At 37.7% G+C, this 23,816-nt stretch carries 26 protein-coding genes, 1 other RNA gene and 1 other annotated feature; of the genes, 5 read left to right on the top strand and 22 right to left on the bottom strand.

Features of this window, described 5'->3' with window-relative positions; genetic code table 11:
• Nucleotides 1-15 precede the first annotated feature (15 nt).
• The 5 genes from BW721_RS03010 to BW721_RS02990 form a co-directional block, all read right to left on the bottom strand.
• A complete protein-coding gene (locus BW721_RS03010; RefSeq protein WP_076765963.1) occupies nucleotides 16-432 on the bottom strand; it encodes a diacylglycerol kinase in 417 nt (138 codons plus the stop codon).
• Nucleotides 404-886, bottom strand: a complete 483-nt coding sequence (gene ybeY, locus BW721_RS03005) for an rRNA maturation RNase YbeY (protein ID WP_076768629.1) — start codon at nucleotides 884-886, stop codon at nucleotides 404-406. Before ybeY ends, BW721_RS03010 begins: the two co-directional genes overlap by 29 nt.
• Entirely contained in the window at nucleotides 886-1,830 is a 945-nt protein-coding gene (locus tag BW721_RS03000; protein WP_232222961.1) for a PhoH family protein, read from the bottom strand. Before BW721_RS03000 ends, ybeY begins: the two co-directional genes overlap by 1 nt.
• 206 nt (nucleotides 1,831-2,036) lie before the next feature.
• Nucleotides 2,037-2,210, bottom strand: coding sequence for a 30S ribosomal protein S21 (gene rpsU, locus BW721_RS02995; RefSeq protein ID WP_010053707.1), 174 nt, complete (start codon nucleotides 2,208-2,210; stop codon nucleotides 2,037-2,039).
• 144 nt (nucleotides 2,211-2,354) lie between these two features.
• Nucleotides 2,355-2,750: a Fur family transcriptional regulator gene (locus tag BW721_RS02990; RefSeq protein WP_076768628.1), complete on the bottom strand. Its 396-nt coding sequence runs from the start codon at nucleotides 2,748-2,750 to the stop codon at nucleotides 2,355-2,357.
• 119 nt (nucleotides 2,751-2,869) lie between these two features.
• Here BW721_RS02990 and BW721_RS02985 point away from each other — a divergent pair, with 119 nt between their 5' ends.
• A complete protein-coding gene (locus tag BW721_RS02985) occupies nucleotides 2,870-3,679 on the top strand; it encodes a pyruvate, water dikinase regulatory protein (RefSeq protein ID WP_076765958.1) in 810 nt (269 codons plus the stop codon).
• A gap of 242 nt (nucleotides 3,680-3,921) precedes the next feature.
• Here the strand turns inward: BW721_RS02985 and BW721_RS02980 are convergent, their stop codons facing one another.
• The 3 genes from BW721_RS02980 to hisS are packed head-to-tail and all read right to left on the bottom strand — an operon-like array spanning nucleotide 3,922 to nucleotide 7,976.
• On the bottom strand, nucleotides 3,922-4,815 hold the full coding sequence (locus BW721_RS02980) for a deoxyribonuclease IV (RefSeq protein WP_076765956.1): 894 nt from the start codon (nucleotides 4,813-4,815) through the stop codon (nucleotides 3,922-3,924).
• A 53-nt stretch (nucleotides 4,816-4,868) separates the two neighbouring features.
• Nucleotides 4,869-6,635: an aspartate--tRNA ligase gene (gene aspS / locus BW721_RS02975; RefSeq protein ID WP_076765954.1), complete on the bottom strand. Its 1,767-nt coding sequence runs from the start codon at nucleotides 6,633-6,635 to the stop codon at nucleotides 4,869-4,871.
• Between the two features lie 21 nt (nucleotides 6,636-6,656).
• Entirely contained in the window at nucleotides 6,657-7,976 is a 1,320-nt protein-coding gene (gene hisS, locus BW721_RS02970; RefSeq protein ID WP_076765952.1) for a histidine--tRNA ligase, read from the bottom strand.
• Between the two features lie 69 nt (nucleotides 7,977-8,045).
• Nucleotides 8,046-8,249 (bottom strand) — a binding site (T-box leader).
• A gap of 182 nt (nucleotides 8,250-8,431) precedes the next feature.
• Here hisS and BW721_RS02965 point away from each other — a divergent pair.
• Nucleotides 8,432-9,739 carry an N-acetylmuramoyl-L-alanine amidase gene (locus BW721_RS02965; protein WP_232222940.1) on the top strand — a complete coding sequence of 436 codons (1,308 nt, stop codon included), beginning with the start codon at nucleotides 8,432-8,434 and terminating at the stop codon, nucleotides 9,737-9,739.
• A gap of 44 nt (nucleotides 9,740-9,783) precedes the next feature.
• Here the strand turns inward: BW721_RS02965 and dtd are convergent, their stop codons facing one another.
• The 7 genes from dtd to BW721_RS02930 all read right to left on the bottom strand — a co-directional run bounded on the left by dtd (nucleotide 9,784) and on the right by BW721_RS02930 (nucleotide 16,149).
• Complete coding sequence (gene dtd / locus BW721_RS02960) at nucleotides 9,784-10,230, bottom strand: D-aminoacyl-tRNA deacylase (RefSeq protein WP_076765950.1); 447 nt, start codon at nucleotides 10,228-10,230, stop codon at nucleotides 9,784-9,786.
• Between the two features lie 19 nt (nucleotides 10,231-10,249).
• On the bottom strand, nucleotides 10,250-12,466 hold the full coding sequence (locus BW721_RS02955) for a RelA/SpoT family protein (protein WP_076765948.1): 2,217 nt from the start codon (nucleotides 12,464-12,466) through the stop codon (nucleotides 10,250-10,252).
• Between the two features lie 146 nt (nucleotides 12,467-12,612).
• Nucleotides 12,613-13,278: a deoxyribose-phosphate aldolase gene (deoC, locus tag BW721_RS02950; RefSeq protein WP_076768626.1), complete on the bottom strand. Its 666-nt coding sequence runs from the start codon at nucleotides 13,276-13,278 to the stop codon at nucleotides 12,613-12,615.
• A 2-nt stretch (nucleotides 13,279-13,280) separates the two neighbouring features.
• Nucleotides 13,281-14,054 carry a 16S rRNA (uracil(1498)-N(3))-methyltransferase gene (locus tag BW721_RS02945; RefSeq protein WP_076765946.1) on the bottom strand — a complete coding sequence of 258 codons (774 nt, stop codon included), beginning with the start codon at nucleotides 14,052-14,054 and terminating at the stop codon, nucleotides 13,281-13,283.
• Between the two features lie 2 nt (nucleotides 14,055-14,056).
• On the bottom strand, nucleotides 14,057-15,007 hold the full coding sequence (gene prmA, locus BW721_RS02940; protein ID WP_076765944.1) for a 50S ribosomal protein L11 methyltransferase: 951 nt from the start codon (nucleotides 15,005-15,007) through the stop codon (nucleotides 14,057-14,059).
• A complete protein-coding gene (locus BW721_RS02935; RefSeq protein ID WP_076765942.1) occupies nucleotides 14,994-15,518 on the bottom strand; it encodes a DUF3013 family protein in 525 nt (174 codons plus the stop codon). The genes prmA and BW721_RS02935 overlap by 14 nt, the downstream gene beginning before the upstream one ends.
• 16 nt (nucleotides 15,519-15,534) lie before the next feature.
• On the bottom strand, nucleotides 15,535-16,149 hold the full coding sequence (locus BW721_RS02930) for a DNA-3-methyladenine glycosylase (protein WP_083686766.1): 615 nt from the start codon (nucleotides 16,147-16,149) through the stop codon (nucleotides 15,535-15,537).
• A 260-nt stretch (nucleotides 16,150-16,409) separates the two neighbouring features.
• Here BW721_RS02930 and gpsB point away from each other — a divergent pair, with 260 nt between their 5' ends.
• From gpsB to BW721_RS02915, 3 genes are all read left to right on the top strand, one after another.
• Nucleotides 16,410-16,760, top strand: coding sequence for a cell division regulator GpsB (gene gpsB, locus BW721_RS02925; protein WP_076765938.1), 351 nt, complete (start codon nucleotides 16,410-16,412; stop codon nucleotides 16,758-16,760).
• A 47-nt stretch (nucleotides 16,761-16,807) separates the two neighbouring features.
• Nucleotides 16,808-17,168, top strand: an RNA gene (rnpB, locus tag BW721_RS02920) — RNase P RNA component class B.
• Nucleotides 17,169-17,298: 130 nt separating this feature from the next.
• Nucleotides 17,299-18,459: a THUMP domain-containing class I SAM-dependent RNA methyltransferase gene (locus tag BW721_RS02915; RefSeq protein WP_076765936.1), complete on the top strand. Its 1,161-nt coding sequence runs from the start codon at nucleotides 17,299-17,301 to the stop codon at nucleotides 18,457-18,459.
• Nucleotides 18,460-18,582: 123 nt separating this feature from the next.
• Here the strand turns inward: BW721_RS02915 and BW721_RS02910 are convergent, their stop codons facing one another.
• From BW721_RS02910 to fabZ, 7 genes are all read right to left on the bottom strand, one after another.
• Nucleotides 18,583-18,978 (bottom strand): ribonuclease HI family protein, encoded by a 396-nt coding sequence (locus tag BW721_RS02910; protein WP_076765934.1) that lies wholly within the window; start codon nucleotides 18,976-18,978, stop codon nucleotides 18,583-18,585.
• A 20-nt stretch (nucleotides 18,979-18,998) separates the two neighbouring features.
• Entirely contained in the window at nucleotides 18,999-19,217 is a 219-nt protein-coding gene (locus tag BW721_RS02905; RefSeq protein WP_076765932.1) for a cold-shock protein, read from the bottom strand.
• 98 nt (nucleotides 19,218-19,315) lie between these two features.
• Nucleotides 19,316-20,239 carry a hypothetical protein gene (locus tag BW721_RS02900; protein ID WP_076765930.1) on the bottom strand — a complete coding sequence of 308 codons (924 nt, stop codon included), beginning with the start codon at nucleotides 20,237-20,239 and terminating at the stop codon, nucleotides 19,316-19,318.
• Between the two features lie 77 nt (nucleotides 20,240-20,316).
• The gene (gene accA / locus BW721_RS02895; RefSeq protein ID WP_076765929.1) at nucleotides 20,317-21,099 is read right to left on the bottom strand and encodes an acetyl-CoA carboxylase carboxyl transferase subunit alpha; all 783 of its coding nucleotides are present in this window, start codon (nucleotides 21,097-21,099) and stop codon (nucleotides 20,317-20,319) included.
• Nucleotides 21,092-21,964: an acetyl-CoA carboxylase, carboxyltransferase subunit beta gene (gene accD / locus BW721_RS02890; protein WP_076765927.1), complete on the bottom strand. Its 873-nt coding sequence runs from the start codon at nucleotides 21,962-21,964 to the stop codon at nucleotides 21,092-21,094. The genes accA and accD overlap by 8 nt, the downstream gene beginning before the upstream one ends.
• A gap of 31 nt (nucleotides 21,965-21,995) precedes the next feature.
• Nucleotides 21,996-23,375: an acetyl-CoA carboxylase biotin carboxylase subunit gene (accC, locus tag BW721_RS02885; protein WP_076765925.1), complete on the bottom strand. Its 1,380-nt coding sequence runs from the start codon at nucleotides 23,373-23,375 to the stop codon at nucleotides 21,996-21,998.
• A 3-nt stretch (nucleotides 23,376-23,378) separates the two neighbouring features.
• The gene (gene fabZ, locus BW721_RS02880; protein WP_076765923.1) at nucleotides 23,379-23,810 is read right to left on the bottom strand and encodes a 3-hydroxyacyl-ACP dehydratase FabZ; all 432 of its coding nucleotides are present in this window, start codon (nucleotides 23,808-23,810) and stop codon (nucleotides 23,379-23,381) included.
• Nucleotides 23,811-23,816: the final 6 nt, after the last annotated feature.

The raw sequence follows: 23,816 nt of genomic DNA, 5'->3' as shown, positions 1-23,816 counted from the left end.
AAAATAAATACCTCCCTAGAAAAATAATGCAAGAATTTTTGGCAGAAATATAATGGCAGCAACAATAATAGAAAAAACTGCTGCAACTAAAACGGCTCCTGCGGCTATATCTTTAGCTTTCTTAGCCAGTGGGTGGTATTCATAATCGGTTACCATGTCCACTACCGTTTCAAATATAGTATTAACAAATTCCATCATGACAACAAGAAAAATACAACTAATAAGAGCAATCCACTCTAAGCCACTAATTTGAAAGAAAAAACCAAACAAGATGGGTAATAAGGCAATAAATGCATGATGGCGCATATTACTCTCTTCTTTTAAAATAAGTTTGACCCCATCCCAAGCATGACCAAAGGATACAAGAAAGGTAGGATTCTTCCAAATATTACGCTTTGAACTGTTATTCTTCTCTTTTGAGTCCATAGGCATCTAATATCTCTTTCTGCAGACCAAACATTTCCTTTTCATCTTCTTCTGTCATATGGTCATAACCATTTAAATGCAAGAATCCATGAAGGGCTAAAAAGCCAAGTTCTCTCTCAAAGCTGTGACCATAAGATTCTGCTTGTTCTGCTGTTTTATCAATCGAAATAATGATATCACCCAAATTCATTGGGAAGTCATCACCAAGTGTTTCTAGATTTACGGGGAAATCATCTTCCTCATCATCATTTAAAGCAAAGCTAATAACATCAGTTGCTTGATCTTTGTTTCGATAGTCCCGATTAATTTCGCGAATACGCTCATTATCGACAAAACTAAGCGATAATTCTGAATGTGGCGGAAGGTCTAAGTAAGTGGCAGCAAACGAAATAATATCAAGAACCAACGCTTCATCTTTCTCTGAAACACGGCTTGTTTCATCAATTACATCTATATCAATCATTTATTCGTATCTCCTTCTTTATCATAGGCTTCTATAATTCTGGCAACAACAGGATGGCGAACAACATCATGCGCATCGAAAGCCACAAAAGCAATATCTTTAATCCCTTTTAATTTCTTTTCAGCATCAATCAAACCAGACGAGGCCCCTTTTGGCAAGTCTATTTGTGTTTTATCGCCATTGACAATCATTTTAGAACCAAAGCCTAAACGAGTCAGGAACATTTTCATTTGCGCGCCAGTCGTATTCTGTGCTTCATCTAGAATAACAAAAGCTTCTTCTAATGTCCGACCACGCATATAGGCGAGTGGCGCAATTTCAATGACCCCTCTTTCCATTAACCGCGTTGTATGGTCAACACCGTAGATAGCATATAAAGCATCATAAACAGGTCTGAGGTATGGGTCTACTTTTTCTTTTAAGTCTCCTGGAAGAAAGCCCAGATTTTCTCCTGCTTCAACAGCGGGACGCGTTAAAATAATCTTTTGAACTCGTCCTGCTTTCAAGGCTTGAACGGCCATAACAACAGCTAGAAATGTTTTACCCGTCCCAGCTGGTCCAATTCCAAAGACAATATCATTCTTATGGACAGCTTCATAATAACGTTTCTGACCGATATTTTTCGCTCGAATAGATTTTCCAGTATAGGTTTTCCCTATAACTTCATCATACAAAGTAGAAAAATAATCGCTACTGCCTCGTTCAGCCATCTTGATAGCTGTTAGTATATCTGCCTGTGTTATTTGAATATCTTTTTTAAGTAAGTCTACCACTTGATTTAATAAGGACTTAACGACTTTTGTATTCGTCTGAGAACCTGTAATATCAATATGGCTTCCCCTACTATTAATGGTGACATTGAGGTTAGTTTCTAAAAGTTGTAGGTTTTTATCTTGAGAACCAAACAACATGGGTAATAGTTCAGCATCGTCTATATCCATACCAACGGTTACATCGTGTGTCTCATTTTCAATCAAATATGTTACACCTCTCTGATTAAATTCCATTTATTTTGACCTAATTATAGCACAGACCACAATTACTGACGTCATATTTCCATTCTTTTCACGAATTTCTCAGATAATTAAACACAAAAAAAGGATTAAGACATAAGCCTTAATCCTTTTTATCTTTAACGATGCAACAATTAGAATTTACGTTTTCTAGCTGCCTCTGATTTCTTCTTGCGTTTCACACTTGGTTTTTCATAGAATTCACGTTTACGGGCTTCTTGAAGAGTACCTGTCTTGGAAACAGTACGTTTAAAGCGACGAAGAGCATCGTCAAGAGATTCGTTTTTACGAACAACTGTTTTTGACATTAATATTCCCTCCCTCCGAGCATTAAAAGTAACCGTTCCATTAAAAATGTTTTTATATTCTTAATGAAAATGTTCTTTTGATATTATAACACAGCTCCAAGCATTTGCAATGCAAAAATAAGAGTTAAATGACAATATGTAAAATCACTTGTTAGCGTTACACTCATTGCAGCTTCCGAAAATTTCAAAGCGATGGGTTTTCAGGGTACAATTTTGTAGCTGCTCCTTAAAGAAATCCATCGGACACATTTCCAATTGAATGGTTTTCCCACATTCTTCGCAAATGAAATGATGGTGATGGTGCCCATCTTGCAAGCATGTGATGCGGAAAAGTTTTTCATTATTAAGTTCGGTTGTTTCTAAAATACCAATATCAACAAATGAATAAAGATTGCGGTATATAGTATCGAAGCTTAAGGTTGGGTAACTAACTTCTAACTTTTGTTGAACGTCTTTTGCTGTTAGGTAGCGTTCTTCTTCTGCGAATAGTTTAATCAGTTCTTCTCTTTTTGCAGTATGTTTTAGACCGTTGTCCTTCATACGTCTTAAAGATTGATCAACTAGTGTTTGTCCCAATTCTGCCACCTCCTACTGTTCATTATACCCATACTGTAGTATATTGAATGGAAGAATGCAATAAAAAAAGTTGAGGTGTCACTATGGAAAATCATCACGTAAATTTCTTTGTTATTTCCGATTCAGTCGGCGAAACGGCTCGAAAAGTATTGAACGCAGTACTATCTCAGTTCCCTGATGTGGAAACTGTTATTCATCAATTCCCCTTTGTCAGAAAGGAAACTGAGCTAGAAAATATTTTGATTCAAGCAAAAGAAAAAGAAGCTGTTATCATCCATACACTGGTTACTAACAACCTAAGCAGTTTTACAGAAGCCTATTGCAAGGAAAATGAGATTCGTTGTTATGACGTTTTAAAAGACCTTGTATCAGGTGTTTCAGAAATTACCAATCAAAGTCCCATTAAGCGTGCCGGTGCCTCCCACCAGTTAGATGATGAGTATTTTAACCGTATTAGTGCTATTGAATTCGCTGTTAAGTACGATGATGGTAAAGATCCAAAGGGTTTGCTGGAAGCTGATTTAGTTTTATTAGGTATTTCAAGAACATCTAAAACACCGTTATCCATGTTCCTTGCTAATAAAAATATTCGCGTCGCTAATTTACCCATCTTGCCTGAAGCCCAGATTCCTGATGAATTATGGGAAGTTAATCCAAAAAAAATTGTTGGCTTAACCAATGATATTGAAACGCTCGTTAATTTTAGAAAAGAGCGTATGATAGCTTACGGTTTATCAGAAGAGACGGTTTATTCTAACATTGACCGTGTGAAGAAAGAGATTGCTTTTGCTGACGAACTCTATGAGAAACTCGATTGTTATATTATTAATGTCGCTAAGCGATCGATTGAAGAAACAACAGAGATTATTATTAAAAATGTTTTAAATAAATAAAGAGTCCGAAAAGATTAGTCGTCTATATTTTAGAGCAGGGGAAATTACCCCTGCCCTTTTTTGTCGAGATGTAAGATACAGACTAAAAATATCAGCTGTATCTTACATTCAAGAGCCTAAACGTAAGATACAGACTGTTCGAAGCATCCTGTATCGTACAATTTAAGATAAAAGTGTACGATACAGCTTCAATAATTGAGCTGTATCGCACACTTGAGTAAATAAAAATTTCTTATATGACCTTATTGGTTGATAATATCGTCCAGTAAGTTTGGATTGAACCCTTGCTTTCTAAACATATCAATTTCAAAGCGATACGGCGGCTGCTTATTCTTTTTATCTTCACCTACGTAAGGTGTTTCTAAAATTTTTGGTAAATCCATTAATTGAGGGTGATGAACAATATGATTGAGTGCGTCAAAACCAATATAGCCATGGCCGATATTGGCATGGCGGTCCTTTTTAGCACCTTGCTCATTTTTAGAATCGTTGACATGAATCACTTTCAAGCGATCTAAGCCAATAATGCGATCAAATTCTTCTAAAACACCATCAAAGTCATTACGAATAGCATAGCCTGCGTCATGTGTGTGACAAGTGTCCAACGTCACTGATAATTTTTCATTAAAGGTCACACCATTAATGATTTGTGCTAACTCTTCAAAGGTTCTCCCAATCTCTGTTCCTTTTCCTGCCATTGTTTCTAAAGCAATTTGAGCCGTCTGATTGCGTTCTAAAACCTCATTTAAACCTTTTATTATCTGTGCAATACCTACATCAGCACCTGCTCCAACATGCGAACCTGGGTGCATGGTAATTTGACTAGCTCCTAAAGCTTGCGCTCGCACGATTTCTTCTCGTAAAAAGGCTGTCGCAAATTCGAAATGGTCAGGCTTAGTCGTATTAGCCAAATTAATAATATAAGGCGCATGAACAACAATATCTCCCATTTGATAATCGCTCATTAACGATTGCGCAGCTGGGATATTCATCTCATCTATGGCTTTCCGTCTCGTGTTTTGTGGTGCTCCAGTATAGATCATAAAGGTATTCGATCCATAAGAATGAGCCTCTTCAACGGCCCCAACCATCATTTTCTTCCCTGACATTGATACATGTGATCCGATTTTTAGCATATGTTTCTCCCTTCTAAAAAACAGGTTGGAGGCATCCCCAACCTGTTCGGTCATTAATCTTCTACTGTTAAACGTAAGTTAAGTTCTTGCAATTGTGCGTCGCTAACGTCTCCTGGAGCTTTTGTCATCGGATCGTATGCTTTACCATTTTTAGGGAAAGCGATAACTTCACGAATGTTATTTTCACCAGCTAATAGCATAACTAAACGGTCTAACCCAAGTGCGATACCGCCGTGTGGTGGGAATCCATAATCGAATGCTTCCAATAAGAAACCAAATTCTGCTTCTGCTTGTTCTGGTGTAAATCCTAAAGCAGCAAACATTTTCTCTTGAACCTCACGAGTATAGATACGCAGCGATCCGCCACCGATTTCGTAACCATTGAGAACAATATCATAAGCTTGAGCGCGAACAGCAGCTGGATTATCAGCTAATAGCGCAACGTCCTGTTCTTTTGGTTGCGTGAATGGATGATGTAGAGCAACATAACGTTTCGCTTCTTCATCATACTCAAGTAACGGCCAGTCAACTACCCAGAGGAAGTTAAACTTACTTTCGTCAATCATGTTGAACTCACGACCAAATTTCAGACGCAACTCGCCTAATGATTGTGCTACAATATCTTTTTTATCTGCAACAAACATCAGTAAGTCGCCTGGTACAGCATCCATAGCTGCGATTAATTGATCAGCATCATCTGCAAAGAATTTAGCAACAGCTCCGTTAAGGCCTTCTTCGGTTACTTTAACCCATGCTAGACCTTTCGCACCAAATTGTTTGATGTAGTCTGTTAGGCCATCCATATCTTTACGTGAATAAGAATCAGCTTTTCCTTTTAAGTTTAAGCCTTTTACTTGTCCGCCATTAGCTAGTGCCTGTTTAAAGACATTAAACGATGTTTTCTGAGCAAAAGCTTCTAAGTCAATAAGCTCCAAAGCAAAACGCGTATCTGGTTTATCTGATCCAAAACGATTCATTGCTTCATCGTAAGTCATTCTCGGGAACGGTACTGGAATCTCAAGACCAATCGTTTCACGAACCACTTTTTGAAGCATTTCTTCTGTCATTGTTTGAATGTCTTCAGCTGATAGGAAGCTTGTTTCTAGGTCAACTTGGGTAAATTCAGGTTGACGGTCACCACGTAAGTCCTCGTCACGGAAGCAGCGAACGATTTGGTAGTAGCGGTCAATACCAGCGCCCATTAACAATTGTTTAAACAACTGTGGCGATTGGGGCAAAGCATAGAATGATCCTGGATGAACTCGAGATGGCACAACATAGTCACGTGCCCCTTCAGGTGTTGATTTTGTCAGATAAGGTGTTTCAACATCCATAAATCCTTCATTATCTAAGTATTGACGAATTGAACGCGTTGTTTGATGACGCAATTTTAAGTTATTTAGCATTTTTTCTTTACGTAAATCGATAAAACGATATTTCATCCGCAATTCATCTGAAACTGCATTGTCATCGTCAATATAAAACGGCGGTGTTTTTGCTTTAGCAAGAACCGTTGCTTGGCTAACTTCTAATTCAACTGTACCTGTTTTAATATTAGGGTTCACTTGATCTGCTTCACGTTTAACTACTGTCCCTTTTACTTCCAAAATGTATTCGCTACGAACGCCCTCTGCTAATTCAAACAAAGCAGCATCGTGTTCGTGGTTGAATACGATTTGCAAAATACCTTCGCGGTCGCGCAGATGAATAAAAATTAATCCACCTAGATCTCGACGGCGATTCACCCATCCTTTAACGACAACCTCTTGTCCTACATATTCTTCTGTTATCAGACCACAATATTGGGTTCTTTTCTCCATCTCAATCTCTCCTTAAAGCTGTTATTCTTTACCAAAAAATTCATTGAAAGCCGTCATATCTGTTGTATTTGTATTGAAAACATGTTCAAAGTTTGAATAAATATCAGCTAGAGCGACATCTGATTCTTTAGAAGTTTCCATCACTTTAAATTTAGCGATTTTCTTCTCTAATTCATCAGCACCTACTGTAATAACGACTTTTGCACCGTATTTTGAAGCAGATTTAAATTGTGCTTTAACTTTACGGTCCATATAATCACGGTCAGCTGAGTAACCAGCTTGACGAGCAGCCTGAACAATTTTTAGAGTCTCTAAATTCGTTTCTTCGCCTAGGCCAACCACATAAATATCTAATTCATCTGTTTCTGAAATCTCAATTTCTTGTTGTTTAATCATTAAGATTAAGCGTTCTAAACCAAAAGCAAATCCAAAACCTGGATCTGCTGGCCCACCAATTTCTTCTACTAAACCATTATAACGTCCACCACCACAAACGGTTGTTTCAGCACCAAATACTTTTGATGTTGTCATTATTTCAAAGATAGTGTCTTGATAATAGTCTAAACCCCTTACCATGTTAGCATTAATTTCAAATGGAATATTTAAAGCTGTTAACATCGCTTGAACTGTTTCGAAGTGTGCTTTTGATTCTTCAGATAAGAAATCTAAAATACTTGGCGCATCTTTAACGAGTTCTTTATCACGTGTGTCTTTGCTATCAAGTACACGTAATGGGTTTTGGTGCAAACGTTTTTGAGAATCTGAACTTAATTCTTCAAAGAATGGCTCTAGGTATGAAATAAGAGCTTGACGATAGGTTGCACGCTCTTCTTTCTTACCAAGCGAGTTGATAACGAGACGGACATCTTTAATACCAATTTCATTTAATAAATCCCATGCTAACGCCATACCTTCTACATCAACTGCTGGGTTATTACTTCCTAACACTTCTATTCCGAGTTGGTGGAATTGTCTACTACGTCCACCTTGTGGGCGTTCATAACGGAACATTGGGCTCAAATAGTAAACTTTTAATGGTTTTGGATATTCTGGACCAAATAATTTGTTTTCGACATATGAGCGAACGATTGGTGCTGTTCCTTCAGGTTTTAGGGCAATTCTTCTACCACCCTTATCTTCGAAGTCGTACATTTCTTTCGATACAATATCACTTGTATCGCCAACACTTCTTGAAAATAAATCGAAACTTTCAAATAACGGGGTTCTCATTTCTGTATAACGGTAATCATGCATAACGATTCTAGCTGTCTCTTCAACGTATTGCCAGATTTTCATATCATCAAGATAAATATCTGATGTTCCTTTTGGCCTTTGGATCATCGGTTTTCTCTCCTTTAAAATCAAAATTATTTCCTTTGTGCAAAAAAAATAGCCCATACCCAATAATTGGGTAAGGACGTGATGAGGACGCGGTGCCACCTTAATTCGAGAGTATAAACTCTCCTCTTACAGTTAACGCCTGTTACGTGGCAGCTTTTCACTACCAATCCTCCAACTCGTCTTTCAAAACTACCTCTAGGAGCAACTTTCAGCCACGGTTACTCTCTCTAGAACAAAAAGATATGTTTTTACTTTAATCTTCACAGGAAAAATATTAACTCAACGATACAAGACTATGTAACTTTTGTCAAGATAAAAATGAAAAAACCATGAGAAAAAATTTCTAAAAGCAATAAGTTGATTTATTTAAAGGAAAATTGAAAAGGCTTTGCATATCTTTTCATAGGTTTGCTATAATATGAACCAAAGAGTATTTTTTGAAAGGGGGGCACTCATTGAGAGCAATTAGAATTAGTAGAAACGCTATGCTCGTTCTACTATTGATCTTTTTTATGACACTCGGTTCTGTGGGAACCGTTGCTTTAGCGAATTACACAAATGTTCTAGTTGAAGCAAGCGTTGTAAATGTTAGACTCGGCCCTGGCCTTTCTTATGATATTATGACGCAAGTTCAAGGTGGCAGCAGTGTCAATGTCCTATCTGAGCGAAACGAATGGTACAAAGTTCGACTAGATGATGGTCGTATTGGTTGGATTGCGAGTTGGTTGATTGATAACACTGAAGTAGCAGCTAGCCAAAACTTAATGGCAACAGTTGCTGCGTCATCTGTCAATGTTAGAGAAGAAAATAATTCTGATTCAGAAATCATTGGAACAGCTTCGTCAGGAGAACAGTTCAACCTTCTCTATGAAGAAAATGGTTGGAGTCAAATTGCCTTTAATAATCGTGTCGGTTGGATTCTATCAGAATTAGTTGATATTACCCCTGGTACGATTGAAATAGAGGAAATTGTTACAGAAACGCCTAGTGAGACAACTGATTCTACTGTAACGATTACGAGTGAACGTGTTAATCTACGTATTGGTCCTTCGCTAAATGACGACGTGGTTTATACAGCCTCTCAAGGTGAAAGTTTTACATTTAGCCGTTCTGTGGGTGACTTTTATGAAATTATTCTGACTGATGGCTCTCAAGCTTATGTAGCCAATTGGTTAGTTGACCTAAGCGGTGAAAGCTCTCAAGCTGAAGCACCTGTTATTACAACAACTCTATCCGAAGCAACCATCGTTATTGATCCTGGCCATGGTGGTTCTGATCCTGGTGCTCTAGGGTCTTATGTATATGAAAAAGACGTTACTATGTCCACAGCAGAACAATTAGCAGAGAAACTTGAGGCAGTTGGCGCTAATGTTATTTTAACGCGTACGACTGATGCATCTGTTTCTTTGGATGAACGGGTATGGATAAGTAATAGTTATCGAGCAGACTTATTTATCAGCTTGCACTATGATTCAACACCTGAAGGTATGTCAGCAAGTGGATTTACAACTTATTATTATGATAATACCGATTCTTACTTGGCAGATTTGGTTAACAGTAAACTAGCGCAAAATTTACCGCTACCAAATAATGGTGTAGCATTTGGTGATTATTTAGTGTTACGTGAAAATACACAACCTGCCCTTCTATTAGAACTGGGCTATATGAATAATGATTCTGATGCAGCTGTTTTCGATAATAATTATTACCGTGATCTCGTTTCAACGAGTATTTTACAAGCTTTAACAGAATACTTCCAATAACAATAAAGAAGAAGCTGGGACTTTTATCCCAGCTTCTTCTTTATTTATTTGCTTTTACTATCTATTAAAATCGTCACTGGCCCATCATTAATCAGGCCAACTTGCATATCAGCACCAAATACCCCTGTTTCAACTCGGAAGTCATTTTCTCTCAAGTTTTGATTGAATAATTGATATAATTTGTCCCCTATTTCCGGTTGAGCCGCATCAGTAAAACTTGGTCGGTTACCCTTCTTAGTTGATGCAAATAAGGTAAATTGCGAAATGGACAAAATAGCACCATTAATGTCCTTTAAGGACAGGTTCATCTTACCTTCGTTATCTTCAAATACCCTTAATTGTGAAACTTTACGGACAAGATAATCGACATCTTCCTCACTATCATCTTTTCCAACACCAACAAGCAGGAGAAAGCCTTTAGCAATTTGACCAACGATTTGTTCATCTACAGCAACAGATGCTTGTGATACTCTCTGTATAACAACGCGCAAGACCAAACACTCCTTATATTTATGAAATTACACGACGCACACTATAAACGTCAGGAATGTTTTTGATTTTATCAACAATTTTATCTAATTGACTTAAATTTTGAATTCCCAGCTTTAATGTGATTGTAGCGATTTTATTTTCATCAATTTTTCCATTCACGCTATTAAGATTTTTAGTCATTGAATTAATGACATGTAACACTTCATTTAATAAGCCTGAACGGTTATAACCTTCTACCAACAATTCAGTTTCATAATCAATATGAGACGAGCCAGAATCTTCCCATTCAACATCGATGAGTCGGTCTTTATTATCATCTGATAATTGAACATTTGGACAATCAGTTCTGTGAACGGAAATGCCGCGGCCTCTTGTAATATAGCCAACAATTTGATCACCAGGAACAGGATTACAACAATGACTGATACGAATTAATAAATTGTCGACTCCTTGAATAACAATCCCATTCTCATGTCTGATTTTCATTTTAGCTGGTTCTTTTTTGGCCTTTTGCTCAATGGTTTCCATTGTTTGCTCTTGTTCTTGACGGTCACGTTCACGACGCGCTTTTTCTGTTATACGGTTGGCTACAATAAATGGTGACAATTCACCAAAGCCAACAGCTGCATATAAATCATGTTCAGTTTGCATATTGAAACGTTGTAAAGCTTCTTTCAGAAGTGGTTTCGTTAGGAAATCTTTAGGCACAAAGTCCATTTCTTGGAGTTGTTTCTCCATCAAAGACCGGCCTTTTTCAATATTTTCTTCACGATCTTGTAACTTGAAGAAGCGTTTAATTTTATTCTTTGCCTTGTTGGTTGTTACCAAGTTAACCCAGTCACGACTCGGTCCGAATGAGTTAGGGGATGTCATGACTTCAATGATATCACCATTTTGTAGTTTGTAGTTGAGTGGCACAATTTTATTATTTACCTTTGCTCCAACCGTTTTATTTCCTACCTCAGAATGGACATTGTATGCAAAATCTAATGGCCCAGCGCCAAACGGCAATTCCATAACGTCACCTTTTGGTGTAAAGACATACACTTTGTCTTTGAAGATATCTTCCTTTACACTTTCAACAAATTCACTGGCGTTACGTGAATCATCCTGTAGATCAATCAAGTCACGGAACCAATTGAGCTGCTGTTGAAGATTATTCTCTTCACCCTCAACTTTCTTAACGGTCCCTTCCTTATATGCCCAGTGAGCAGCTACCCCGAATTCAGCAACACGATGCATATCTTCTGTACGGATCTGAATTTCAATAGGTGTCCCTTTTAGACCAATAACGGTTGTATGTAAAGACTGGTACATATTCGCTTTAGGCATGGCAATATAATCTTTAAAGCGACCTGGCATGGGTTTCCATTTGGTGTGAATGGCACCTAAAACAGCATAACAATCCTTGATAGAATCAACAATAACACGGACTGCTAAGAGATCATAAATCTCATTAAATTGTTTCTTTTGATCTTTCATTTTACGGTAGATAGAATAGATGTGTTTAGGGCGGCCATAGATGTCTGCCTCAATACTAAGCTCATCGATCGATTCAGTAATCTTTTGAATGGTGTCAGAAATATAATGTTCCCGTTCATCACGTTTGGTATTCATTAAATGAACAATACGGTAATATTGTTGCGGATTAAGATAACGTAGTGACGTATCTTCTAATTCCCATTTAACCCTATTAATCCCCAAGCGATGAGCTAGCGGCGCATAGATTTCTAATGTTTCATTCGAAATACTTCTTTGTTTTTCAGGACGGTGGAATTTTAATGTTCGCATATTGTGCAAACGGTCAGCAAGTTTAACCATAATAATACGAATATCATTGGCCATTGCCAAAAGCATCTTACGATGATTTTCAGCTAGTTGCTCCTCATGAGACTTGTATTTAATCTTACCTAATTTCGTTACACCATCCACTAATATAGCAACTGTTTTTGAAAACTCATACTCAATGTCTTCTAATGTATAATCCGTATCTTCCACAACATCATGAAGGAAACCTGTCGCGATGGTATCAGGATCCAGCTTCAACTCGGCTAAAATTGCGGCCACTTGTGTTGGATGAACAAAATACTCTTCCCCTGATTTTCTCATCTGTCCTTTATGGGCTTGCTCAGCGAAGTCAGCTGCTTTTTCAACAAAGGCAACGTGTGGAAGACTCATGTAAGAGGCGCATAATTCAATCACTTCTTGTTTACTATAATTTTTTATTTTTGGCATTCTGTCACCCCTTTACATTCTATTTATTTTTACCTTCAATTATACGCTAATTTAGGCTAGATATCTATGTTTATACTTATATAAAAACAAACTGGACTTCTAGGGTCTCAGTGGAGAGACTGGAAGTCCAGTTATCTTATTGTAAATTAGTTTGCTGTTGCAGCTTTCCACTCATCAACAATTGCTTTACCACTTGAAGCTCCTAGGCGTGTTGCGCCTGCTTCGATAAAGTTTTGTGCATCTTCATAACTACGCACGCCTCCACTTGCCTTAACACCCATATCTGGTCCAACAGTTTGACGCATTAAACGAATATCCGCTAATGTTGCGCCACCAGTTGAGAAACCAGTTGATGTTTTAACGAAATCAGCACCTGCCTCTTTCGCGATTTCACAAGCAGCTACTTTTTCTTCATCCGTTAATAGTGCTGTCTCAATGATAACTTTTAAAATTGCTTGTCCTTTAACAGCTTCAGCAATTGATGCAATTTCATGGCGAACAACGTCGTATGATTTTTCTTTCAATGCACCAATATTGATAACCATATCCACTTCATGCGCTCCATTTTGAACGGCTTGTTTTGCTTCGAATGTTTTCACTTCTGCTGTATTTGCTCCGTGTGGGAAACCAACAACGGTACAAACTTTAACATCTGATCCTGTTAGGAAAGCAGCTGCTTTTGATACCCAGTAAGGTTGGATACAAACAGACATAAAGTCATAATCCAATGCTTCGTCGCATAGGTTTTTAATATCAGCCTCTGTCGCCTCTGGTTTTAAAATAGTATGGTCAATATATTTGTTGATGTTCATCATTAATAATCTCCTCCGTTTAATAATTCAAAATGATATGATACAGCAGATAAAGCGTAAAGAGGTGCCGTTTCCGTTCTCAAGATTCGTGGTCCTAATGCACAGGTTAAGAAACCATCATCCTTGAAGGACGTGATTTCATTCTCTGACAAACCACCTTCTGGTCCAAAGACTATTAATAATTTGTCACCTCTTTGAAGGTTTTGTAAGGTTTTAGCCAGAACAGCCTGCTCACCTTGCTTAGCATCTTCTTCATAAGCAACTAGCTTAACTGAATAATTTTGTGATAAAGCTAATAGTTCCTTTAGGGTAACCGCTTGATGGACTGTTGGCACAAGTTGGCGATGAGATTGCTCCGCCGCTTCTTGGACAATTTTTTGGAATCGTTGTGTCTTTTTCTTTTTCTTGCTCTCATCCCATTTTACAACAGAATAGTCAGAAGCAAAAGGAATGATTCGATTTACACCTAATTCTGTTGCTTTTTGAGCAATTAAATCAAGTTTATCTCCTTTTGGAAGTCCGCAAACAATGGTCACATCAATCGGTAGTTCATTATTTTTGTCCTCATCCGCTACCCAAGCCAACTGAACCTCTTTATCATCTGTAAAGGTAATAATTTCAGCAATACAGCTCTTTGCGTTTGGATCTGATAAGAACACTTTGGTTTCTGGTTTAAACCGCATCACATTTTTCATATGATGATAATGATCACCACTTAGAAAGATAGGTCGGTTAGAAAAGTCTTCGAGACTTTCAGCAATCATATATCGTTGCACGACTAGTCCTCTACCTCCTTTTTACAAATGATACAGTACCAGTCTTTTGAATTATTAATTTCTTCGATAACAAAACCTTGTTCAATTAGAGCATGAAGAACATCATCCTTTTTAGAGTTGATGATTCCTGATAGAATAAACGTTCCATTGTCTTTTAAATTATTCCAAGCATCTGAAATCATTAGGAGAAGAATTTCAGCTAATATATTTGCGACAATAATATCTGCCTTAGCATCTTTAATCCCTTCTAACAAACTATTTTTAGCAATTCTAATTGAATCAGTAAACCCATTTAGCTCAACATTCTTTTTGGTTTGTTGAATGGCAACGGGATCAATATCATAAGCATATGTTTCGCCTGCGCCTAAATATCTTGCTGCAATACTTAAAACACCTGATCCTGTTCCAACATCAAGAACTTTCTCATCACCTCTGATGACGGTCTCAAGAGCTTCGAGTGATAATCTGGTTGTTGGATGAGTTCCTGTACCAAATGCCATACCTGGATCCATTAACAAACGTTTCTCGTCAGCCTGTTGTGGCGTATAATCTTCCCAAAATGGGACAATCGTTAAGTAACGGGTAATTCGAATGGGGTGGTAAAATTGTTTCCACGAATTTTCCCAGTCTTCTTCTTTGACGTCATTAACAATGATTTCATACTTACCAAGATTGAGATCAATCTCTGCCATAGCTGACATTTTTTGTTTAATAAGTGTAATCGTTTCTAAAAAAGTATCCGTGTCAGGGTAATACGCTTTTACAAATACATCTTGATCACTTGTTGGCATAGCTTTATCATCTTTTAATTGGCCAAAGCCATCATCTTGCAAATTAATAAAATCTAGTTCATCTTCAATAACGGTACCCTGAGCACCAGCTTCAATAAATAAGTTAGCTGTTGCATCAGCAGCCTCAGTTGTTGTCACAATGACGACTTCATTCCACTTCATTTTCATCCACCACTTTTTCTGTAATATCAGACGGATAAGAATAAACAACATAATCGAATCGATTCAAATCCTTCATTGTTTTAATTGTACTCAAGTAGTTGTCATTATGCCACTTCATTTCAAATAAAACGGTCTGATTATCGTGTATAAATTCGTTTAAATCACTAATAGCCTGTACAACGGATACCCTAAGTATTTTACAAAGTGCCTCAATGGTCCCTCCGTATAAGCCATCCTCCTTATCAAAGGGAATAGAAAGCAAATAATTATCATTTTTAATTTCAGCTAAACGACTATCAAATAACAATATCGTTTCTTCAAAAACAAATTGATCATGACTGTTGACTGTTCCATATTGATCGCTGACTCTTTCATCAAGTGGCATTGCAACTGGAATCATCACCACAATCTCAATCATATGTTTTTGTTTGAACCATTCTACCCGCCATTCACACGGCATATTCATGTCTTCAAGTGTTTCTTTGATCTTATTAATAATATTCTTTTGCATCTCCATAACCTCCTTTTTATAACCAACCTTGGTCCGTAGCCACGCTACCTTTTCGTTTTGAAACATAGGGATTTCCTTCCACAATAAATCTTAATGCTTTATCGGTCCATTCCCCTTTATTAGGAATGCCTATTCGAGGTGTCGCGATAATCTGTTTTGCTTGTTTTTCTATATTTTCGTCAATAAATAATTGACTACCCAAAATACTTTTTCCATAATAGGCCATATCAATTCCCATAGCCTTTGTTAAATTTCCTGGACCATTCGTTAGATTATGTCCATGCCTTATACGAGCTCTTTCCATCTCATATATCCCCTCATAAGGCTCGATAGCACGAATAAGAATCCCCTCAGGTGTACCTATTGGTTGAGTGATAATGTTTAATAGGACATGGGTATGCATGATATGAGTATAAATGCTGCCAGCTTCTTGAAACATAATCTCCGTCCGCTTCGTTCGTAGCCCTCCGTAACTATGAGCAGCCTTATCACTTACTCCTAAATAGGCTTCTGTTTCAACAATAAAACCCGAACGACGAATGCCGTCTTTTTCATGGACAAGCAGTTTTCCTAATAACGATTGAGCGATTTGCTCTGTTGAATAGTTTGATTGTAACAATTCCTTTAACATCATTCATCCCTTTACTATCTTTGTCATAACTAAAAATAGTTTACCAAATTTTCCAAAAAAGCACTAACAATCACATTTTGAAATGCTGAAATCTATAATTATATTTTAATGTAAGTATTATTCCGCTCATAGCATCTCCTCACTTCTATTGTCACAATGCATTTTATTTGATATAATTGTAAGGAAGAAAATTCATTGAAAATGACAAATGATTTATATCATTATCTTGAAAAAAATGATTGAAGAACGAGGTGTGATGGATGACTGATAAAAACTTAACAACAAAAGATATTTTACAAAAAGAATTCAAAACTTCCATGAGAGGATACAATGTTGGTGAAGTGGATGAATTTTTAGATATGATTATCCGCGACTATGAATCTTATCAAAAAGATTTAGCTTTCTTGCAAAGTGAAAATGAACGTCTACGTAGTCGTGTTGATGAATTAACAAAACAAGCAGCATTAGGCAACCGTAGCCAATCAAGCTCTAGCCCTGCTAGCGGTGTAACAAACTTTGATATTTTGAAACGTTTATCTAATTTAGAAAAACATGTTTTTGGATCTAAGTTAGAAGATCATCAAGACGACGATTTATTATTAAACGATTGATTTTTCTGAAAAATTACGTATAATTAACCGTTGCTTGAAACTCTGTAAATTCTGGGTAATCGCGGTTTTTAAATAAACTGAGGAAAGTCCATGCTCACACAAGCTGTGATGCTTGTAGTGTTCGTGCTTAGCGAAACAATAAGCTAAGGCAATTTTTAATTGACGGCAGACAAAAAGGCTAAGGATTTTATCTATGCCTGAGTAATCTTGAAAGTGCCACAGTGACGAAGTATTGAAGGAAACTTTAATAGTGGAACGGGTAAACCCCTCGAGTGAGCAACCCAAACATTGGTAGGGGCACTCTCTTTAGTAGGAATCGAACGAAAAAGAGAGGCAGTAATGCAGATAGATGATTACCTCAGCAAAAAAGACCTGACTTTTTTGCGAGACAAAACATGGCTTACAGGAATTTACAGAATCAGGTTTTATGTTTGCGACATATAAAAATCGCACATGATGTTCAGAATTCAATTCGGGGCGGGACTGGTGTCCTGCCCTTTTCTACTGTTTATACCTCGTGTTATGAAAGGACGTTACTATGAAAAAAAATTACCAATTAGTTGCCACAGCAGCTAGTGGCATTGAAGCACTTGTTGGAAACGAATTAAAAGACTTGGGCTACACGGTTCAAGTTGAGAATGGAAAAGCATTTTTCCAAGGTGGAAACGCCGATATCGTTAAAACCAACTTATGGTTGCGCACTGCTGACCGCGTTAAGATTGTTTTTGGAACTTTCAATGCGAAAACATTCGATGATCTTTTTGAACAAACAAAAGCGCTACCTTGGGAAGATATTTTACCAATGGATGCTGCTTTCCCAGTTTCTGGAAAATCTCACAAATCAACCTTATACAGTGTACCTGATTGTCAGGCTATTGTTAAAAAAGCAATTGTTAATCGCCTATCAGACTTCTACCACCGTCGTAACCGTCTACCGGAAACAGGTGCTGAGTACCCCATTGAAGTTGCGATTCTAAAAGACGAAGTATCGATTACAATTGATACAACAGGATCCAGTCTATTTAAACGTGGTTACCGTACTGAAAAAGGTGGCGCGCCAATGAAGGAAAATATGGCGGCTGCTCTTGTCAAACTGACAAATTGGTATCCAGATAAACCGTTCTACGATCCAACTTGTGGTTCTGGAACCATCGTGATTGAAGCAGCAATGATTGGCTTAAATATTGCACCCGGCATAAACCGTGAGTTTATAGCAGAAAAATGGAATATTTTCCAAGATAATGAATGGCAAACATACCGAAATGAAGCTAAATTAGCTGCAGATTACTCCAAAGAATTAGACATTGAAGGTTCTGATATCGATGGTCGTATGATTGAGATAGCTAAACGAAATGCTGAAAAAGCTGGTGTTGAAGATTTTGTTAGCTTCAAACAAATGCAATTAAAAGATTTTACAACAGAAAAAGAATACGGTGTGATTGTTTCTAACCCGCCTTATGGTGAACGTATGGATGATCAGGAATCAGTTGAACGCCTCTATAAAGAAATGGGAGATGTGTTCCGCCCGCTAGAAACATGGAGCAAATACATTATTACCAGTGATTTATTATTCGAAGAATTCTATGGTCAAAGAGCTACTAAGAAGAGAAAACTTTACAATGGCCGTTTAAGAACAGATTACTTCCAATATTGGGGCAAACGTGCACCACGTAAGCCACGTACAGAAGAAACTAAATAAAGTAAATGGCCAGCTAGTGTGCTGGTCATTTTTTATTGCTTCAAAGTTCGATACAGCTTTTTTTTAAACTGTATCATACACGCGCACACAAAAAAACTGCCGAAATTTTACGTCCGGCAGTTTTTATTTAGAATAAAGGGCTTGTTTAGCTAATTCGTGCGCCCCTCTATTTTCTTTTTCACTAATCCATTTTAAATGGAAGTTAGAAAAGTGCTGAAGAAGACTTAACAGCTTTTCTAGTAAATACTTATATTTATCGTTAGACGTATAGTGCTTATTAACGGCATCAACTAACATCTTACTATCCGAGTGGCAAAGAATCAGTTGTTCAGTTAATTCGTTTTCAATCAGCAGTTCTAAACTCTTTATTAGAGCAAGATATTCTGCTTGATGATTATCAACATAATTGGCTAGTTTCTGACCAATTTGTGTTTGCCTACCATTATTGATTAATAAAATACCAATTGATGAACATTGTTTTTTAGGATTGGAGCCACCATCAATAAATAATCGTATCACTTCAGTGACCACCTCTTATCTTAATCGTCAATGCCATTGATTACTCTCACTTGGGTTGCTTGCGGACCTCTGGAGCCTTCTACTATAGTAAGAGACACCTCTTGACCTTCCTTTAATGTCTTAAAGCCATCATGATCAATGCCAGTAAAATGAACAAAAATATCACCTTTGTCATCAGCCAAATCGATGAACCCGTAACCTTTTTCATTATCAAACCATTTCACAACTCCATAAGCCATTGTAACATCCCCCTTTTCAATGAGAAAACCTTCAGCAATCCTGCTTATGAATTAATTATAAGCGTCATTGTAACCGCCGTCAACAATGCCAACTTTCTCTAGACACTTCCTAGTTGATTTAAACCTTCTTCAGCTAATTGAATGGCATCTCTTTCACTCGTGTTATAACCCAACATACTTTCAATCCAAGCATTTGGTGATGAAAAAGCTTGATTTTCAAAAGGATAATAGTAAGACAGGTGTAAAAATAAATTAGCTTCTAAAAATGATGCTGACTCTAAATCAATGTCTGTTTGAATTAATTCGATACTGTCTTGATAAAATGAAGTCTTTTCAATCGGTTTTAACTGCTCTATAAGATACGTCTCTATAAAAGATTCTTTCCTAATGGTTAGTGACCCTTCAAAAGATTGCTTAATCAATAACTGACAAATGTCAGTTTTAAATAAAGGATGGACCTTTTCAGATAACAATAATTGCTCGGCTATAGGAATAAGTGCTAACAACGGTAATTTCTCTAATTTTCTGAGTATGGAAAATTGCTTGTAAAGCGGTAAAATTTCAAACGACTTAAACTCAGCTACAATCGCTGCTATCTCTCTCTGTTTGTTCTCTTCCTCTTTCTTTTCAATCACTTGTAATTGATAATCCAAAATATTAAATAAATGCTGATGATCACTGGAACGTGAACCTTCAATCATCCGTTGTTTAATTTGTTGCTTCGCTTGGTCAAAATGGCCAGCTTTAACAAGTAAGCTAACAAAGAGCATATCTTCTTCAGCTAGAGCATGGGAATCATACAAATAAGCTTTATAGTTTTTAAACAAATCAATGGCCTTTTGATAGTCGGTTTGCTCTTCTAGCATGCTAATGACAAAGTTAAATAGCTCATTGTCCATCTGGATTGATAAGGCTTTTTCAGCGTAGTCAATGGTTGCTGTTAGGTCTGCACCTTCAAAAGCTAAAAAAGCTTGCTGAACATAGGAATCAAAATTTCTTGGAAATTGAATCAAATCTGACATGGCTATCCTCCTTTTTTTGTTATATAGCTATACAATAACAAAAAAAGCTCGCCGACTACAAGGTAGCCAGCAAACTTTTAATATTTTCTAAATCGTTCTTGTCGTTGTTCAACGATGGTTTCTTTGTCCCATTGCTTCATTTCTCGAAGAGCTGCAGCAACTTCACCACGCATTTTCAACAAGACTTCATCTTTTTTGAGTTTAACTTTACGTCGTGTTTCTGGAATGATTTTGTCAATGACTTCCAGTTCAAGAAGGTCTGTTGGCGTTAACTTCATAATTTCAGCAGCTTCTTTACTACGAGAAGAATCTTTCCATAAAATAGACGCAAACCCTTCTGGAGATAAGACGGAATACATAGCATTTTCCATCATCCATACCTTATTCCCCATAGCGAGTGCCAAAGCACCACCACTTCCTCCCTCTCCAATAAAGATTGAGAGAATCGGAACCGTTAGTTGAGACATCACTAATAAACTTTCAGCGATTGCTTCGCCAATTCCTCTGTCTTCGGACTCAACGTCACAAAAAGCACCAGATGTATTAATAAACGTCACAATCGGCCGATTAAATTTCTCAGCCTGCTTCATTAAGCGGATTGACTTACGATAGCCTTCTGGGTGTGGCGAACCAAAGTTACGGTAAACATTTTCTTTGATATCGCGACCTTTTTGAGTACCAATAACGGTAACAGCTGATCCATCTAAGAGACCAACCCCTCCAATAATAGCAGGATCATCACCAAATCGACGATCGCCATGCATTTCAAAGAAGTTATCAAATAGTTGTTCCGCAAACTCTTTGGTTGTTAAGCGCTCCACACTTCGAGCGTTTTTTACAATTTCATTTGCTTCAGTCATGTTGTACCCTCATTTCTTCGTTACTGTGAATGGCTAATAAAAAGCCAAGCTCTGAACGGAGTTCTTTTCGAGGAACAATATGGTCGATAAAGCCTTTTTCTAAGACATGCTCTGCTGTCTGGAAACCTTCTGGCAGAGATGCTTTGATTGTTTGCTCAATCACACGTTTACCAGCGAAACCAACTGTTGCTCCAGGTTCAGCTAAAATAATATCACCTTGTTGAGCAAAACTTGCGGTTACACCACCCGTTGTTGGATCCGTTAAGACTGTTATATACAACAAGCCTGCTTTACTATGATTTGCTACAGCTGTGCTGACTTTCGCCATCTGCATCAAGGATAGAATCCCTTCCTGCATACGGGCACCACCAGATGCTGTGAAGACAATAATCGGTAATTGAGAGTCTAATGCGCGTTCAAAAGCGCGCGTTAATTTCTCACCGACGTTCTTACCCATACTCCCCATAAAGAAGTTGGAGTCCATCACACATAAAACCGTTGATTGTCCTTTAATAACAGCTCGACCCGTCACAACTGCTTCGTCGATTTGAGCTTTTTCTTTTGTCGCCTTAATTTTATCTTCATAACCAGGAAAGTCTAGAGGGTTTTCAACTGGCATTACTGCGTCCCATTCTTCAAATGAGCCATCATCTACAATCAGTTGAATCCTTTCTTCAGATGAAATTCTAAAGTTATACTGGCAATGAGGACAAATTTTTTCTGTTCCTAAGTCCTTGCTGTAAATGGTTTTTTTACAATTTGGACATTTTTCCCAGAGACCTTCCGGCACGACCGGCTTTTGAACCTCCTCTTGAAGAGCGGCTGGTTCTAAAGATATGTATGGACGTTTTCGAAATAGTTTCATTTCCTCACCTCTTGCCTCTTAAATTATCTTCTCAACTGGATGAATCATGTTGAGAAGGTTGCCAATGTTGTAAAAAGGATGCTTGTAAATAATCGGTATCGAAATCACCTGAAACAAAACGCTCATCCTCCAAGATTGCTTCTTGGAAATATTGATTGGTTTCAACACCATGGATGACTAGCTCTTGTAGCGCACGTTTCATTTTTGCAATGGCTTCTTCACGATTTTCACCTTTTGTTACGATTTTGGCAATCATTGAATCGTAGAACGGAGGAATCTGATAACCACCGTACATCGCACTTTCTACCCTTAAGCCGTTTCCACCACTTGGTAAAAAGAGATAATCGATTGTACCAGATGATGGACGGAATCCTTCAGCTGGATTTTCTGCATTAATTCGACATTCGATGGTATGTCCTGTCAACGTCACATCTTCTTGTTGGATCGCCATTGGTAAGCCACTTGCGATTCGAAGTTGTTCTTTGACAATATCAATCCCTGTTGCCATTTCTGTTACAGGATGCTCTACTTGAATACGGGTATTCATTTCCATAAAGTAGAATTTTTCATCTGTATCGACTAAAAACTCAATCGTTCCAGCATTAACGTAACCCACATGTTGGGCAGCTCGAACAGCCGTTTCGCCCATTTCTTGACGTGTTTGGTCAGAAATATAAGTGGACGGTGACTCCTCAAGAACCTTTTGGTGATTACGTTGTAATGAACAATCACGTTCACCTAAGTGAATAACGTTACCCTGCTCATCTGCTAAAATTTGAACTTCAATATGGCGAGCAGGACTGATAATTTTTTCAATATACATCCGGTCGTCACCAAAAGCTGCTTTAGCCTCTGCTTTAGCTTGAGAAAAGAGCGCTTGAAGTTCTGCTTCAGCCATAACCTTACGCATACCCTTACCACCACCACCAGCTGCAGCTTTTAGAATTACAGGATAACCTAATTCTTTAGCTTTTTCAGCAGCTTGTTGGTTTGTTTCAATGTAGTCTTTACTACCTGGAATAACAGGTACTGAAGCTTCAATCATGGCATTTCGTGCATTTGATTTGTTTCCCATTAAATCAATCGTCTCTGCTTTAGGTCCGATAAATTTAATATTCATTTCTTCACACATTGTTGCAAAAATACTATTTTCGGATAAGAAACCAAATCCTGGATGGATGGCTTGTGCACCCGTGACAACAGCAGCACTTAAGATGCTTGTCATATTCAAGTAAGACTCACTTGCTCGAGCAGGACCAATACAAATGGCCTCTGTTGCGAGTTGGGTATGCAATGCCTCACGGTCTGCCTCAGAGTAGACAGCAACCGTCTGGATTCCCATTTCATGGCACGCTCGAATAATTCGAACGGCGATTTCCCCCCGATTAGCTATCAATACTTTTTTTAGCATGGTTTATCTCCCAATAATAAATGTCATTTCAACTTCACAAACTTTTTTATCGCCAACAAATGCTTGGCCATATCCAATACCAGCGTATTTTTTAAGTTTAACGATGTCAACTTGTAGACGCAATACATCACCAGGAACAACTTTTTGGCGGAATTTAACTTTGTTTAATCCACCTAAGTAAGCTGTTTGTCCTTCAAATTCATCCAATTTCAACAATGGAATTGATCCCGCTTGTGCCAAAGCTTCAACAATTAAAACACCTGGCATAACTGGCTCTCCTGGGAAATGTCCTTGGAAGAATGGTTCGTTGATTGTTACATTCTTATAACAAACGATATGCTCTCCAGGTGTTAATTCTTCAACTTTATCGATAAAAAAGATTGGGTAACGGTTAGGAATAATATCCATAACTTCTTGTGCACTTAATAAGCTCATTTATAA

Origin of the sequence: Jeotgalibaca sp. PTS2502 (assembly GCF_001975685.1) — a bacterium.
Taxonomy (GTDB): Bacteria; Bacillota; Bacilli; order Lactobacillales; family Aerococcaceae; genus Jeotgalibaca; species Jeotgalibaca arthritidis.
The sequence above is the reverse complement of the archived record's forward strand: the minus strand, read 5'-3'. Positions and strand labels throughout refer to the sequence as shown.